This window comes from Bacteroidota bacterium (assembly GCA_038746285.1).
Classification (GTDB): domain Bacteria; phylum Bacteroidota; class Rhodothermia; order Rhodothermales; family JANQRZ01; genus JANQRZ01.
Window position 1 is genome coordinate 30,525 of record JBCDKT010000005.1, and the last position, 14,623, is coordinate 45,147.

At 71.0% G+C, this 14,623-nt stretch carries 10 protein-coding genes; 4 read left to right on the plus strand and 6 right to left on the minus strand.

What is annotated here, in order from left to right:
• Window positions 1-3: 3 nt before the first annotated feature.
• Complete coding sequence (locus AAGI91_02900; GenBank protein MEM1041554.1) at window positions 4-1,479, minus strand: choice-of-anchor B family protein; 1,476 nt, start codon at window positions 1,477-1,479, stop codon at window positions 4-6.
• A 237-nt stretch (window positions 1,480-1,716) separates the two neighbouring features.
• Between AAGI91_02900 and AAGI91_02905 the strand changes: the two genes are divergently transcribed.
• The gene (locus tag AAGI91_02905) at window positions 1,717-2,427 is read left to right on the plus strand and encodes an SPOR domain-containing protein (GenBank protein MEM1041555.1); all 711 of its coding nucleotides are present in this window, start codon (window positions 1,717-1,719) and stop codon (window positions 2,425-2,427) included.
• Here the strand turns inward: AAGI91_02905 and nadC are convergent, their stop codons facing one another.
• The 5 genes from nadC to AAGI91_02930 form a co-directional block, all read right to left on the minus strand.
• Entirely contained in the window at window positions 2,428-3,315 is an 888-nt protein-coding gene (gene nadC, locus AAGI91_02910; protein ID MEM1041556.1) for a carboxylating nicotinate-nucleotide diphosphorylase, read from the minus strand.
• Complete coding sequence (locus AAGI91_02915; GenBank protein MEM1041557.1) at window positions 3,312-3,725, minus strand: thioesterase family protein; 414 nt, start codon at window positions 3,723-3,725, stop codon at window positions 3,312-3,314. Before AAGI91_02915 ends, nadC begins: the two co-directional genes overlap by 4 nt.
• Before the next feature lie 65 nt (window positions 3,726-3,790).
• Window positions 3,791-4,774, minus strand: coding sequence for an acetyl-CoA carboxylase carboxyltransferase subunit alpha (locus tag AAGI91_02920; GenBank protein MEM1041558.1), 984 nt, complete (start codon window positions 4,772-4,774; stop codon window positions 3,791-3,793).
• Between the two features lie 79 nt (window positions 4,775-4,853).
• Entirely contained in the window at window positions 4,854-6,905 is a 2,052-nt protein-coding gene (locus tag AAGI91_02925; protein MEM1041559.1) for a glycosyltransferase, read from the minus strand.
• 230 nt (window positions 6,906-7,135) lie between these two features.
• Window positions 7,136-8,821 carry an ATP-binding protein gene (locus AAGI91_02930; GenBank protein ID MEM1041560.1) on the minus strand — a complete coding sequence of 562 codons (1,686 nt, stop codon included), beginning with the start codon at window positions 8,819-8,821 and terminating at the stop codon, window positions 7,136-7,138.
• A gap of 146 nt (window positions 8,822-8,967) precedes the next feature.
• Here AAGI91_02930 and AAGI91_02935 point away from each other — a divergent pair, with 146 nt between their 5' ends.
• The 3 genes from AAGI91_02935 to AAGI91_02945 all read left to right on the plus strand — a co-directional run bounded on the left by AAGI91_02935 (window position 8,968) and on the right by AAGI91_02945 (window position 14,595).
• Window positions 8,968-10,362: an MATE family efflux transporter gene (locus AAGI91_02935; protein ID MEM1041561.1), complete on the plus strand. Its 1,395-nt coding sequence runs from the start codon at window positions 8,968-8,970 to the stop codon at window positions 10,360-10,362.
• Between the two features lie 227 nt (window positions 10,363-10,589).
• Window positions 10,590-11,261 (plus strand): cytochrome c3 family protein, encoded by a 672-nt coding sequence (locus AAGI91_02940; GenBank protein MEM1041562.1) that lies wholly within the window; start codon window positions 10,590-10,592, stop codon window positions 11,259-11,261.
• Between the two features lie 61 nt (window positions 11,262-11,322).
• The gene (locus AAGI91_02945) at window positions 11,323-14,595 is read left to right on the plus strand and encodes a TAT-variant-translocated molybdopterin oxidoreductase (GenBank protein ID MEM1041563.1); all 3,273 of its coding nucleotides are present in this window, start codon (window positions 11,323-11,325) and stop codon (window positions 14,593-14,595) included.
• The last annotated feature ends 28 nt before the right edge of the window (window positions 14,596-14,623 follow it).

Genomic DNA, 14,623 nt, shown 5'->3' on the forward strand with positions numbered 1-14,623 from the left:
GACCTAGCGCAGAAGCGTGAAGGGGCGCGTCTGCACGGAGCCTGCCACGTCGAGGCGCGCGACGTAGGCACCGTTCGGGAGGGCGTCCCCGTCGAAGAGTATCGCGTGATCGCCCGCCGCCATAAGCCCGTCGGCGAGGACGGCGACCTCGCGGCCGAGGACATCGTAGACCGCGAGGCGGACGTGGGCGGCCTCGCCGAGAGCGAACGGCACCGTCATCGCCCCCGTCGTCGGGTTGGGATAGCTCGCGCCGAGTGCGAAGACGTCGGCTGGCTGGGCATCGTCCTCGGCATCGACGGGGGGTTCGCCGAGGCGAAGCACGTAGAGGCCGGTGTCTTTGTCCGAGACGATCAGCTTGCCCGAGGGGAGGTAAGGGTAGATCGTCCAGGCACCCCGGAAGCCGGTCTCGGTGCCGAGGTAGGTGTCGTAGGCACCGACCGCCTCGGGGTCGCCGGGGTCGCTCACGTCGTAGACGCGGACGCCGTCGGCGTAGGCGGCGATGTAGAGGAGGTCGTCCCGGACGTAGCAGTTGTGGACGGGCTGGCTCGGGTTCGGGTTGATGATGATCGTCGAGACCTGCTCCACGTCGAACGGGTCGCGCACGTCGAAGCCGCGCGTGTGCCGTTCGCTCCCGATCTCGTCGCCGACGAAGAGGTGGCTCCCGTCCTCGGTCGCGCAGATGTTGTGCGCGCCCTGGTTGACGGCGGCGTACTGGAAGTTCGCCGTGACCGTCGGGTTGGCCTTGTCCGAGATGTCGAGGATGTCGATGCCCTGGTCGTAGATCGCCGCGGCGTAGAGCACCTCCCCGACGATGTCTATGTCGTGGTAGTACGTCTGCCCGTCGGTGCCGGCGATGCCGCCGGCGAAGGCCGGGGCCGCGGGGTCGGCGAGGCTGTAGATGCGGAGGCCGCCCGGCGAGCGCCCGCCGATGACGTAGAGGTAGTCGCCCTTGACGAGGATGTTGTGCGACCCTCCGCTGGAGACGCCCGGCTGCACGTCGAGCGTCCCCACCTGCACCGGGTCGGTCGGGTCGGCGAGGTCGATGATCTGCAGCGGCGCACGCTCGTTGACGAGGTAGGCGTAGGAGCCGTAGGTCTTCACGTCCTTCGCGTCCAGGCTACCGCCCGACGACGCGAGGCCCGGCACGAAGCCCGTCTGCACTGGGGCGTCGTCCGTCACGTCGATCACGAACAGCCCGTTGTCGCGGCCGGTGAGCAGGGCGTACTCCCGGTTCGTCGCCGGGTCCACCCAGCCCCAGATGTCGCCGTACCGGTCGGTGGCCGGGCCGAGGGTGCCGAGCAGCGTCATGTTGAAGTCTTCGGTCGTCCGTCCGGCGGCGCTGGGGCCGGGAGCCTCGGCGTGGCCCATCGCTGCGCGCCACGCGGCGGCCTGCGGCGCTTCGGTGAGGGCGGGGTCGGGCTGGGCGAGTACGGCGGTGCTGCCCAGGAGCACGAAAAGGAGAAAGATGGTGCGCGGCATAGGGGGAGAAACGGTGTCAGCGGAGGGAATGCAGAGTCAAGAAGATAGGCGTTTAACTGGTAGATCGCCTATGCGGGTTCCTAACCCGCCGCACGAGCCTGCGCGACCGGCCGGACAGCGCAATGTCTCGATCCGGTTCCTGAGACAGCGCACTCTTCACTGGACAGGTGAACTCATCCTGCCGGCGTGCGTGCTACGCCTTGTGTTTTGCACGCCCCGCCCTCCGCCCCGCCGCCCATGCTCCGCCTCCTCGCCTTCGGCCTGCTCTTGACGGCGCTGCCCGTCGCCGCGCAAGACGATGTCTCGATCAATGCCTCGGAGCAAGCGCGGGCCGTCCGCTACGATCCCGGTGCCACCGGCCACGCGACGGCCAGCGGCGAGCCCTACAACCCGGAGCGCACCACGCTCGCTCACCCGACCCTCCCGTTCGGCACCCTCGTCGACCTGACGAACCCGGCCAACGGCGAGACGGTCACCGTCCGGGTCAACGACCGCGTCCCCGCCCCGGACCGGCCGAGCGTGCGGGTCTCCGCTCGCGCCGCCGACCGCCTAGGTCTGGGCGCGCGCGGCGGCGACGTGGTGCTGCGGCTCGGCGAGGACGAACTCGCCCTGCTGCGCGTCCGCGCCCTGCGCGAGAAGGAGCGGGCTCAGGCGGAGGGCGCCTCGCCCCCGGTTGCCCAGGCCGCGTCTCGCGGATTTACCGTGCAACTGGCCTCGTTCTCCGACGAGGGGCGCGCCGCCGCGCGGGCCGACGACCTGCGCGGTGCGTGGGTGCTGCCGGTGACCGTGGACGGCGCGCGCGTCTACCGGGTCTGCTACGGCGTCTTCCCCACCGCCGAGAGCGCCGCGGCCGGCCAGGCCCGCCTCGCCGCACGCGGCATCGACGGCTTCGTCAAGTCGCTCGACGCGCCGCCGTCTCGGACAACGAGCGAGAGCGGCCGGCTGTAGCTACTGTGCCAGCTCGACCTTCAGCGAGATGTCGAGGGCGCGGACGGAGTGGGTGAGCGCGCCCGACGAGACGAAGTCCACGCCCGCCGCGGCAATCGCGGGCACGGTGGCGAGCGTCACGTTGCCCGAGGCCTCGGTCTCGAACCGGCCCGCGAGGCGCGCGACGGCCTCGCGCAGCATCGCCGCATCTACAGTCCCGTCGTCGGCAAGGCGGACCATGTTGTCGAGCAGTACCCGGTCCACGCCGCCCGCGGCGAGCACCTCGTCTACCTCGTCCAGCGTCCGCGTCTCGATCTCGATGGCGAGGCCGGGGGCGTGCGCGGTGCGGTAGGCGCGGGCGGCTTCGATGGCCGGGCGGATCCCCCCGGCAGCGGCGATGTGGTTGTCCTTGATGAGGAACATGTCGAAGAGGCCCGTGCGGTGGTTCGTCCCGCCGCCGAGGCGGACGGCCCACTTGTCGAGCGCCCGCAAGCCGGGGGCCGTCTTGCGCGTGTCGAGAACGCGGGTGCCCGGCCCAGCGGCCTCCACCATCTGCCGCGTCGCGGTCGCGATGCCGCTCATGCGCTGCATCAGGTTCAGCGCCAGCCGCTCCCCGACGAGGATGTCCCGCGCCTCGCCTCGGAGCGTCCCGAACCGCGTGCCCGCCTCCACAACCTCGCCATCGTGCTGTGTCCACGCGAGGGCAAAATTGGCACCGGACACCTTGTCGAACACCCGCTCGGCGACGGCAAGCCCGGCGAGGACCCCGTCCTCTTTGGCGAGGAACGTGGCCTCGGCCAACTGACCGGCGGGAATCGTGGCGAGCGTCGTCACGTCGCCGGGGCCGACGTCTTCTGCGAGAGCCCGCTCGATGAGCGCGTCGAGTTCGGCGAGGTCGGGAGCGCTCATGCCGGCGCGGTGGCGCGCGCGAAGGCGTCGAGGACGACCTGCGGTGCGCGGACCGTCCGGCCCTGCGCCGTGTCGAGGAAGCAGAGCGTGACCGCCCCGGAGACAAGCACCCGCTCCTCGCCCGCCCGCCGGACCTCGTAGGTGGTCTCCGCACGCGTGTCCGGCTCGGCGATGGAGACGGTGATCTCCAGCAGGTCGTCGTAGCGCGCCGGGCGGTGGTAGCGGACCGAGAGTTCCACGACGGGCATGATGATGCCGGTCTCTTCGAGGGTCTTGTAGGCCAGGCCGTGCGCGCGCAGCGCCTCGGTCCGCGCCGCCTCGAAGTAGTCCACGTAGTGCGCGTGGTAGACGACGCCCATCGGGTCGCACTCGCGGTACCGCACCCGGTGCTGGTAGACGTAGTCGATCATCGGGAGATGTGAAGGTGACGGGCGAAGGATGCGCGAGGCGCTGGGGTTGCCCGATGCCCCGACGGCTACGACACCGCGATAGCGCCGGTACCCATGCCGTCGAACTTGGCGAGGCGTTCGGCGAGGAGGGTGTCCGTGTCGAGACCGTCGAGGTGGTCGAGCGCTTCGGTGATGGCTGCGCCGGTGGCGTCGAAGGCGGCTTGTGGGTTGCGGTGCGCGCCGCCGGCCGGCTCGGGCACGATCGTGTCGACAATGCCCTGCTCGACGAGGTCTGGGGCGGTCAGCTTGAGGGCGCGGGCGGCCTCCTCCTTGTAGTCCCAACTCCGCCACAGAATCTGCGAGCAGCTCTCGGGCGAGATCACCGAGTACCACGCGTTCTCGAGCATCAGAATCCGGTCGCCGACGCCGATGCCGAGCGCGCCGCCGCTGGCACCTTCGCCGATCACCACGATGACGATCGGCACCGGGAGGCGGGCCATCACCATCAGGTTGCGGGCGATGGCTTCGGCCTGGCCGCGCTCCTCGGCTTCGAGGCCGGGGAACGCGCCCGGCGTGTCGAGAAGGGTGATGATCGGCTTGCCGAACTTGGCCGCCATGCGCATCAGGCGGAGGGCCTTGCGGTAGCCCTCGGGGTTAGGCATCCCGAAGTTGCGGAACTTGCGGCTCTTGGTGTCGCGCCCCTTCTGCTGGCCGATCACCATCACCGTCCGGTCGCGCGAGCCCCAGCGGCTCCCCTCGAACCGGCCGAGGCCGCCGACGAGGGCGCGGTCGTCGCCGAAGAGGCGGTCGCCGTGGAGCTCGCGGAAGCCGCGCACGAAGCCGCTGATGTAGTCGAGCGTGTAGGGCCGCTCGGGGTGGCGGGCGAGCTGGACGCGCTGCCACCGCGTGAGGCCCTGGTAGATCGAGACGCGGAGGGTCTCGGCCCGGGCTTCGAGCGCCTCGATCTGCGGCGAGAGGTCGACGCTCCCGTCCTCGGCGTTGAAGGACCGGAGCTCGCGGAGCTTTTCCTCTAGCTCGTAGAGCGGCTTCTCGAAGTCGAGGAGGTGCATGGGGCGTCGGGCGTGAGGCGTGACGCGCGAGGGCACCCTGAGCAAAGCAGGGGCTGTGGCTTCCCTCGCACGTCACGCCTCACATTTTGCGGAAGAGGGCGCGCAGGAGGATTTCGAAGTCGAGTGCGGCGGACTGGTTGCGGGCGTAGAACCAGTACGCCCGGTGCGCCTCGACGATGTCCTCCGGCGGGGCCACGAGCGTGTCGAGGATCGAGACGACGCCGGGGCGGAGGCCCCACGCCTTCGGGGGATGGGCCTGGGCGGCATCGTAGCCGATCAGCGCGCGCCGCCCGGCGAGCACCGACGGCATCCGGGCCGTCGCCGCGGCGAGGCGCCGCAGCCGCCCGTGCGGACGGAACCGGACGCCGAGCCGAATGAGCGGGTGGAGGAGGGCACCGAGAAGGGCCACCGGCATCTCGACCGCGCGGCGCGCCAGCGGCGAGCGCAGCGGGGCCACGAAGCGCTCGGCCTCGCGCAGCGGCGTCGAGAAGTCGTCGATCGAGGCCTTGCCGATGATGCGGTCCTGGCCCTGGGTGAGAATCTTGAACTGCACCGGCAGGTCGCGCAGCCGCCGCATGTGCTGGAGGATGGCCGTGTTGGTCAGGCTGTCGGCGGCGAAGATCACGTCGTCGATCTCGCGCAGCCGGACGAGGTCGCGGAGGTGGCGCACGGCCCCGAGGCGCTCGACGCCCGCTGCCTGCTCGGCCGCGCCGACGAAGCCGACGAGCCGGACCGGCGGGTCGATGCGCCGCGCCAGCAGGCCGCGCAGCCGGCCCGCCTCGCCCGCGCTGCCGACGAGGAGCGCGCGCCGGTTGCCGTGCTGCCGCCGGTTGGCGACGAGCCGCCAGGCCGTGAGCAGGACCGCGACGAGGAAGAACCCGAGCAGGATCGTCGCCCGCGAGAAGGCTACGCTCTTGACGAAGAACGAGAACGTCGTCACCGCGAGGAAGGCCACGCCGATGCCCGAGAGCACAGGCCGGAGCGGGTAGCGCCGGCCGCGCCGGTAGCCGCCGCCGGCCGCGATCCCGAGCACGGCGGCGAGCGCGTAGGCCGGGACGAGCGCCGTGTAGTAGAGCCCGTCGAACGCGATGCCCTGCTGCGCCGACCACCCCAGCGCCACCACCATGCCGACGAGGAGCGCGAGGCCGAAGTCGAGGACGGGCACCGCGAGCGCGGCGAGGGCCTTCGCGGCCATGCTCATCCCGGCCCGCGCCAGGATCCCGCCGCGGATCACGCTGGCCAGCGCGCGGGAGTGGCTGCCGGCGAAGTGCTTCTCGGTGAACTTGAGCATCGCCCCGTAGAAGAGGCGGACGTAGCGGAGTTCGCCCTTGCGCGTACACTCCCCCTTGTAGTGGATGATCTGGGTGTCGGGCGTGTAGTAGATCTTCCAGCCGGCCTGCTGGATGCGGAAGCACCAGTCGAGGTCCTCACCGTACATGAAGAACTCCTCGTCGAACAGCCCGGCACCGCTGCCGGGGGCACCATCGCCGGACAGGGCGGCGTGCTCGTAGAGCGCCGCGCGGCGCACCATCATGCAGGAGCCGGAGAGCGCGTCGACCTCGCACACCTCGTCGATCGGGAGGTAGGTCATGTTGTAGCGCCCGAACGTGCGGCTCTTCGGGAAGAGGCGCGAGAGCCCGAGCATCCGGTAGAGCGCCACCGAGGGGGTCGGGAAGGCGCGACGGCTCTCGGGCGCAGACGTGCCGTCGGGGTTGAGGATCCGGCAGCCGGCCGCGCCGGCCTCGGGGTGCGCGTCCATGAACGCGACGAGCGAGCGGAGGGTGTCCTCCTGCACGAGCGTGTCCGGGTTGAGGATGAGCAGGTAGCGCCCCTTCGCCTCGCGGATAGCCTGGTTGTTGGCCCGCGCGAACCCGACGTTCTCCTCGTTGGCCACGACCCGGACGCCTGGGAAGCGCTCGCGGACCATCGCCACGGACCCGTCTACCGAGTTGTTGTCCACGACAAACGTCTCTACCGACAGGCTCGCCGAGGCGCGCTCGACCGATCCGAGCGCCTGCTCCAGAAACTCGCGTACGTTGTAGTTCACGATCACGACCGACACGTCCACCACGTCGGTGGCGCGCGCGGCGTGCAGCGCGGGGCGAGGCGGGGAGGCGGGGGGTCCGTGCATAGCGCCGCCAAGATACGACGCGGTCAAAAACTTTCGCACGAGGCGTACGAGGCACACGAGGCGTGCGGGGTCGCAGCCCCGACGAGGGGAGTGACGTGCTGCGCTCACGCAGACACTGGTGTTGCGACAAGCTCACCCTGACAGGGTGAGCTTCCTGAACTCGGTTCAGGATCTCGGAGCCACGCTTCAGATCCCGGGTCCGGGATGACAACACAGGAGGGCTGACAGCCTCAGCTTGCCGGAGGACTGGGGGCACCTGGGGAAGGGGCGAGGCGGGCTGCCGGGCGCGGGCGTTCCGGCGCGTCCTCCACGCTGGCCCACGTCCGGTCGAAGCTGACCGTAAAGGTGGTCCCCGCGCCGGGCACGCTCTGGACCTCCACCCGTCCGCCCAGCAGGTCGATGAGCTGCTTCGTGATCGGGAGGCCGAGGCCGGTCCCCTCATGGGTGCGGCTGAGGCCCGTGGACGCCTGCTCGAAGGCGTCGAACAGGGCCGGTACGTCGGCTGCGTCCATCCCGATGCCGGTGTCGATGACGCGGAGGACGACGCGCTGCTCGTCGGCCCCGACCGTGAGGCGGACGGCCCCCTCGTCGGTGAACTTCACCGCGTTCGACAGCAGGTGACTCAGCAGCCGGTGCAGGGCCTCGCGGTCGAGCTGGGCGCGGGCCGGGGACGCAATCTCTGCGCGGAAGTCAAGTCCCTTCGACTCGGTGCGGTGGCGGAACAGGTCGGCGACCTCGCCGGCCACCTCGGCCACGTCCACAACCTCGATGTGCATCTTGGCCTCGCCGCTCCGAAGCTGGGCCAGGTCGAGGAGGGCGCTGAGGGTATCGCTCAGGCGGTGCGCGTTCTGCTGGACGGCCTGCGCGAGGTCGCGCTGCTCGTCCGTGACTTCCTCCGCGAGAATCTCGGTGAAGCCGAGGATGCCTGCCAGCGGGGTCCGCAGCTCGTGACCCATCGTGTCGAGGATGGTCGACTTCATGCGGAGCATCGTCTCGGCCTGGGCCTGGGCCCGCGCCTTCTCGGCATCGACCCGCTTCTGCTCCGTGAGGTCGTGGGCCGTCGTGCAGAAGACGGCCTGCCCGTCGCGCTCGATGAGGCGCACCCCGACCTTCAGGTCTACCAGGGTGCCGTCCTTGCGGCGGTGCTGCTGCTCGCCGACGGCAAGCTGCCGGTCGTTCAGGGCCGTGTCGAGTTCGTGCTTGGTGAACCGCTCCGGCGCGACGACTACGTCCGGGATCGTGAGGGCGCGCAGCTCGGCGAGCGTGTAGCCCGTCAGCGTGAGGTAGGCGCTGTTGGCCTCCAAGAAGCGGCCGGTCTCGGCGTCGGTCAGAGAGAGCCCGTCGGTGGTGCTCTCGAAGACTGTGCGGTACAGAGTCTCGCTGGCCTGAGCCCGCTGCCGCACCCCGTGCCGGAGCCAGAGGCCGATGCAGATGGTCACCGCCGTGCAGACCACGCAGACCATGAAGAACCAGGGGTTCGTGGCCGGAGCGCCTGCGGCCAGCACAGCGGCGGCGGCCACGCCGACCGTGTAGAGCGCGAGCCCGAACGCCATCGGCAGCGTGCTCGTCTCCGGCGTGGCGATGCTGATCATCACAACGACGAACAGGTAGCCGAGCACGTACTCCGGCGCGAGGTCGTTGAGCGCCGTGACCACCCCGAACCACGAGACCATCACGCAGACGATGGCCGCGGCGAGCACCTCGAGGTGCGCCCGCACCCACGCGCTGACGTAGCTGCCGGCTGCAAGGGCGAGCGGCAGAACCCCCACCAGCCAGCGCATCCAGAGCGGGTCCACGGCCGCCGGGTCGTTCCAGTGGTAGAGGTACCCGAAGACCGGGGCCAGCGCCGCAGCCAGGAGGCTCACCACGCGGTACGTGCGAAGCCCTGGGGTAGCCTCGGAGGAAGGGAGCGGCATCAGGCGGGAAGAGAAAACGAGTCGACGGCGACGGGGGTATGGGGGCGAGTTGAACTATCGGCGGGGGGGAGACTGCCTTTACCGCAACCCGGACCGCTCGGCGTCGTTGTGTGCACCTCCGCGTCACCGTTTCTCCTCCGCTTCTCGTGCCCTCGCGTTCCCTCTTTCGCCGCGAAGCGCGCGCCACGCTCGCTCTCGCCACCCCGCTCGCGCTCACGCAGCTCGTCCAGATGGCGATGGGCTTCGTGGACGTGGTGATGATCGGGCGTCTCGGGCCGGAGGCGATGGCGGCCGGCGTGATCGCCACCTCGGTCTACTTTTCGCTCCTGCTCGTCTGCATGGGCGTCGTGATGGCCGTCAACCCGATGGTCTCGCAGGCCGTCGGGGCGGGCGACGAGGCGACGGTCGGCCGCTCGCTCCGGCAGGGCCTCTGGCTGGCGACGCTCCTTGGCGTACCCCTGATGCTGCCGCTGTGGTACATCGAGCCGGCCCTCGGCAGGACCGGGCAGGACCCAGCAACGGCAGCGCTCGCGGGCGCGTACGTCCGCGCCGTTCTCTGGGGCACGGTCCCGCACCTGTGGTACACCGCGCTGCGCGGCTTCGCCGAGGGGCTGGGACGCCCCCGCCCGATCCTCGTCGTCACCGTCGTCGCGGCCTTCGCCAACGCCGGGCTCAACGGGGTGCTGATGTACGGCTGGCTCGGGTTCCCCGCGCTCGGCGTGGTCGGGGCCGGGTGGAGTTCGGCGATCGTGACGGGCGTGCTCTTCCTCGGCCTGCTGCTCTACGTCCGCCTCGACCGCGACTTCTGGCAGCGGGCCGGCCTCGCCCGCCTCCGCAAGCCCGACGTGGGGGCGCTCCGCGACCTCTTCCGGCTCGGCTGGCCCATCGGGATCAGCTTCGGCCTGGAAGCCGGGCTCTTCGCCGTGACGACGCTCCTCGTGGGCAACCTGGGGACGGTGGCGCTGGCGGCGCACCAGATCGCCATCAACGCCGCGAGCGTGACGTTCATGGTGCCGCTCGGCGTCGCCTTCGCCGCGACCGTCCGCGTGGGCCACGCCGCTGGCGCGGGCGACCCGGCGGGGGCCGAGCGGGCGGGCTGGACCGCAGTAGCGATGGGGGCGGCGTTCATGACATTGGCCGCGCTCCTGTTCTGGCTGCGCCCCGACTGGGTGGTGTGGGTCTACCTCGGCCGCGTCAGCGGCGACGAGCTGGAGGTCGCCCGCTTCGCGGCGGCGCTGCTCGGCATCGCGGCCGTCTTCCAGATTCTCGACGGCGTGCAGGCGACGGCGGCCGGTGCGCTGCGCGGGCTGAAGGACACGCGCGCCCCGATGATCGTCGGGGCGGTGGCGTACTGGGGGATCGGCTTCGGGGCGGCGCTGTGGCTGGGGTTCGGGCTAGACCTCGGGGCGGAAGGCATCTGGTGGGGGCTGACGCTCGGCCTCGGCGCGGCGGCCGTCGGACTGACGCTCTGGTTCCGGTGGCGCGTCCGGCAACGTGGCCCGCTCAGGCCGTCGGATCACGCTGAGCCTGCGGCAGCTTAACGTCCCCCTGCCGGGCACCGATTCCTACGGTACGGAGGACGGCGCGCGCCCTGCCGCCCGGGCCGATGCAGCTGTTGGATAGGCTCTTTACACCGTTCAGGCGGTCTTTTCTATGTATCTTCAATGCCAACCCTGGGGGGTCCGTCTACCTTCGTTGCGGCAGGGTTGCACCCGGTTTCGCGCCTCGGTGCCCCCGCCTTGAACGCTCACCAGAAGCACTGCGCCTGATGGCTCAACTCTTTCCTCGCAAGGCCAACGCGCTTCCGGTCGTCTCGCTCTTCGGGGCGCTCGGCGGCGGCGTCTTCGTGATCGCCTTTGTGTGGTACTACTTCTCGCCCGAGTTCTACGAGGTCGGGTATGAGCCGGCGCAGCCCGTCCCCTACAGCCACTCGCTCCACGCCGGCCAGCTCGGCATGGACTGCCGGTACTGCCACAACCACGCCGAGAACGCGGCGCACGCCAACATCCCGCCGACGCAGACCTGCATGAACTGCCACGCGCAGATCAAGACGCAGTCGCTGGCGCTGTTGCCGGTCCGCGAGTCCTGGGCCACGGGCGAGCCCATCGAGTGGGTGCAGGTGACCCACCTCGCCGACTACGCCCGCTTCCCGCACAACGCCCACGTCGCCGTCGGCGTCGGCTGCGAGAGCTGCCACGGGCGCGTGGACCAGATGCCCGTCGTCTGGGTCGCCGAGCCGATGTCGATGGGGTGGTGCCTGGAGTGCCACCGCAACCCGGAGGAGTACCTCCGCGACCCCGAACTCGTGACGGTCATGGGCTACGCCGAGGAGGTCCGCGCCTCCGAGGAGACCTACGAGGCGTACATCGAGGCCAACCTCGCCCGCATCGCCGCCGAGGGCATCAACCCGCCCGAGAACTGCTCCGCCTGCCACTACTGAGTCCAGGGTCGAGGGTCGGGAGGCTGACGCTCGGCCTCCGACGCCCGACTGACCAACCTGCATGATCGATCTCGACGTTCTCTCCTCGGCTGAAGTCGCCGCCGACCGCGCGGCGGAGGGGCAGCCCCGGTTCTGGCGCAGCGCGTCGGACTTCCAGGGCACGCAGGCCCACCGAGCACTCCAGAAGGACGAGTTCCACCCCGCCGCCACCGACGCCTCGGACATCGAGGGCGACCCCGGCCCGAGCCGCCGCTCGTTCATGAAGATCATGGGGGCCTCGCTCGCGATGGCCGGGCTGACCGGCTGCCGCCGCCCCGTCGAGCACGTCCTCCCGTACTCGCGCAAGCCCGAGGACATCGTCCCCGGCATCCCCAACTACTACGCCACCGCGATGCCGTCCTCGGGCGGCTTCGTGCAGCCGCTCGTCGTCGAGAGCAACGAGGGCCGGCCGACCGGCATCGGCGGCAACCCCGAGCATCCGTACTCGCTCGGCGGGACCGACGTCTTCGCCCAGGCCTCGATCCTCAACCTCTACGACCCCGACCGCTCGCGCCGGGCGCGCCTCCGCGAAGGCGGCGACGTGGCGTGGTCCGACTTTGTCCGCCTCGCCCGCCGCCTCGGCAGCCAGCGCGTCGCCGTCCTCGCGGAGCCGACCTCGTCGCCGACGGTGCGCCGCCTCCGCGACCAGCTCGCCGGCACCGCCGAGTGGATCACCTACCGCAACACCGGCGACGACCCCGCCGCGCTCGGCCTCCAGGGCGTCGCCGGCCGCCCGCTCCGCCCGCTCTACCGCTTCTCCGAGGCCCAGACGATCGTCTCGTTCGACGCGGACTTCCTCTCGGGCGACAACTCGGTCTACAACTCGCGCGAGTACGCCTTCAGCCGCCGCGTGATGGAGCCGACCGACGACATGAGCCGGCTCTACGTCGCCGAGAGCGCCTACACCCAGACCGGCGGCATGGCCGACCACCGCCGCCGCATGAAGGCGGGGATGGTCCCGTTCTTCGCCGCCGCCGTCGCCGCCCGCCTCGGCCTGGGCGGGGTCGCCGCCGCCGACGAGGACCGCTACGCCGACGACCCGTTCCTCGACGCGGTCGTCGAGGACGCGCAGGCCGGGACGACCATATTCGTCGCAGGCGCGACGCAGCCCGCCGCCGTGCACGCCCTCTGCGCCCGCCTCAACGACCGCTTCGCCGCCGGGGCCGTGCAGTACCTCGACACCGGCGAGGAGACCGCCGCCCGGCAAGGTCCGGCCCTCCGGCGCCTCGTCCGCGACATGCGCCGCGGAGCCATCGACGTGCTGGTCATGATCGGCGTCAACCCGGTCTACGACGCGCCGCCCGAACTCGGCTTCGCCGACGCGCTCGCGCGCGTGCCGACCTCGATCCACCTCGGCACGCACCTCGACGAGACCGCCGCCGCCGCGAGCTGGCACATCCCGCGCGCGCACTACCTCGAGCAGTGGGGCGACGGCCGCGCCTACGACGGGACCTACTCCGTCATCCAGCCGCTGATCGCGCCGCTCTACGAAGACGCCCGCTCCGAGGTCGAGCTGCTCCACACGCTCGCCACCGGCGAGGAGGTCTCGGCCTACGACCTCGTCCGCGCCACGATCCGCCAGCAGGGCCTGTTCGACGGCGCGCAGGGCACCTTCGAGGACGCGTGGCGGACCCTCCTCCACGACGGCTTCCTCCCGGAGACGCAGTACGCCGCCCAGTCCGGGGCCGCGGCGGGCGCGGCGGGCACGCTGGAGCGCCTGACCGTGCCGGCGGACGACGCCATCGAGGTCGTGATCCGGCCCGACCCGAAGATGCTCGACGGGACCTTCTCGAACAACGCCTGGATGCAGGAGGTGCCGGACCCGGTCACGAAGGTCACCTGGGACGCCGTCGCGCAGATGAGCGCGGCCACGGCGCAGGCCCTCGGCATCCCCGTCGTCGAAGGCTCGTTCGAGGGCGGCCCCGTCGAGGCCGGGCGCGTCATGGCGAGCGTCATCTCGATCCGCGTCGGCGACCGGGAGATCGAAGTCCCGGCCTGGGTCCAGCCCGGCCACCCGGACAACTCGATCACCGTCACGACCGGCTACGGGCGCACCCTCGGCACCGACCGCGTCATCTCCGACCGCAGCCTCCTGGCCCGCCTCTTCGACAAGGACGTCGACATCTACCGGCCCGGCCCGCTCGCCAACGGCATCGGGGCGAAGGCCAACGCGGCGCGCCTGCGCGGCACCGACGGCAGCGCCGTCATCCCGGCGGCTGAGGTCGAGATCGCCAGCGAGGAGCGCTACATGATCGCCACGACGCAGGACCACGGCTCGATGGAGGGCCGCCCGCTCGTGCGCATGGGCACGCTCGACGAGTACCGCGCCGACCCCACGTTCGCCAAGGACGCCGTCAAGCCCGTCGAGGGCGTGCCGTGGGAGGACTTCCCCGCCGCCTGGAACCTCGGCGAGGACGACCCCAAGGCCAACACCCCGACCTCGGACCCGCGCATCGGCGAGGCGATGTACTCCGAGAACCAGTGGGCGATGGTGATCGACCTCAACGCGTGCTCGGGCTGCAACGCCTGCGTCGTTGCCTGCCAGAGCGAGAACAACATCATCGTCGTCGGCAAGGACCAGGTGGCGCGCGGGCGCGAGATGCACTGGGTGCGCATGGACCGCTACTACGTCAGCGAGCGCGCCGACGACCCGTTCGACACCCAGGGCCTCGGCGAACTCGACTCGCCGATGATGGTGATGCAGCCGATGATGTGCCAGCACTGCGAGTACGCCCCGTGCGAGTCCGTCTGCCCGGTCGCCGCCACGGTCCACTCGCCGGACGGCCTCAACGTGATGGTCTACAACCGCTGCATCGGGACGCGCTACTGCTCGAACAACTGCCCCTACAAGGTGCGCCGGTTCAACTTCTACAACTGGACCAAGACGCTCCCGGTCGAGATCCAGATGGCGATGAACCCGAACGTCACGATGCGCTTCCGGGGCGTGATGGAGAAGTGCACCTGGTGCGTGCAGCGCATCCGCGCCGCGCAGACGGTGGCCCACATCGAGGACCGCCCGCTCCGCGACGGCGAGGTCCGCTCGGCCTGCGAGTCGGTCTGCGCCCCGGGCGCGATCGTCTTCGGCGACCTCAACGACCCGGACTCCCGCGTCAACCAGATCCGGCGGAACGCCCGCCGCTACGAACTGCTCGAAGAGCTGAACGTCAAGCCGCGCCTGAGCTACCTCGCCCGGCTCCGCAACCCGAACCCGACGCTCGAGGCGCGGCTCCATCCCGATCCGGAGACGGTCCAGCCCGAACCCTCGCGCGAGCCCGCTCCCGAACCCAGCGCCTGACCGCGAGGGCGGCCGGCCGGTCGCCCCT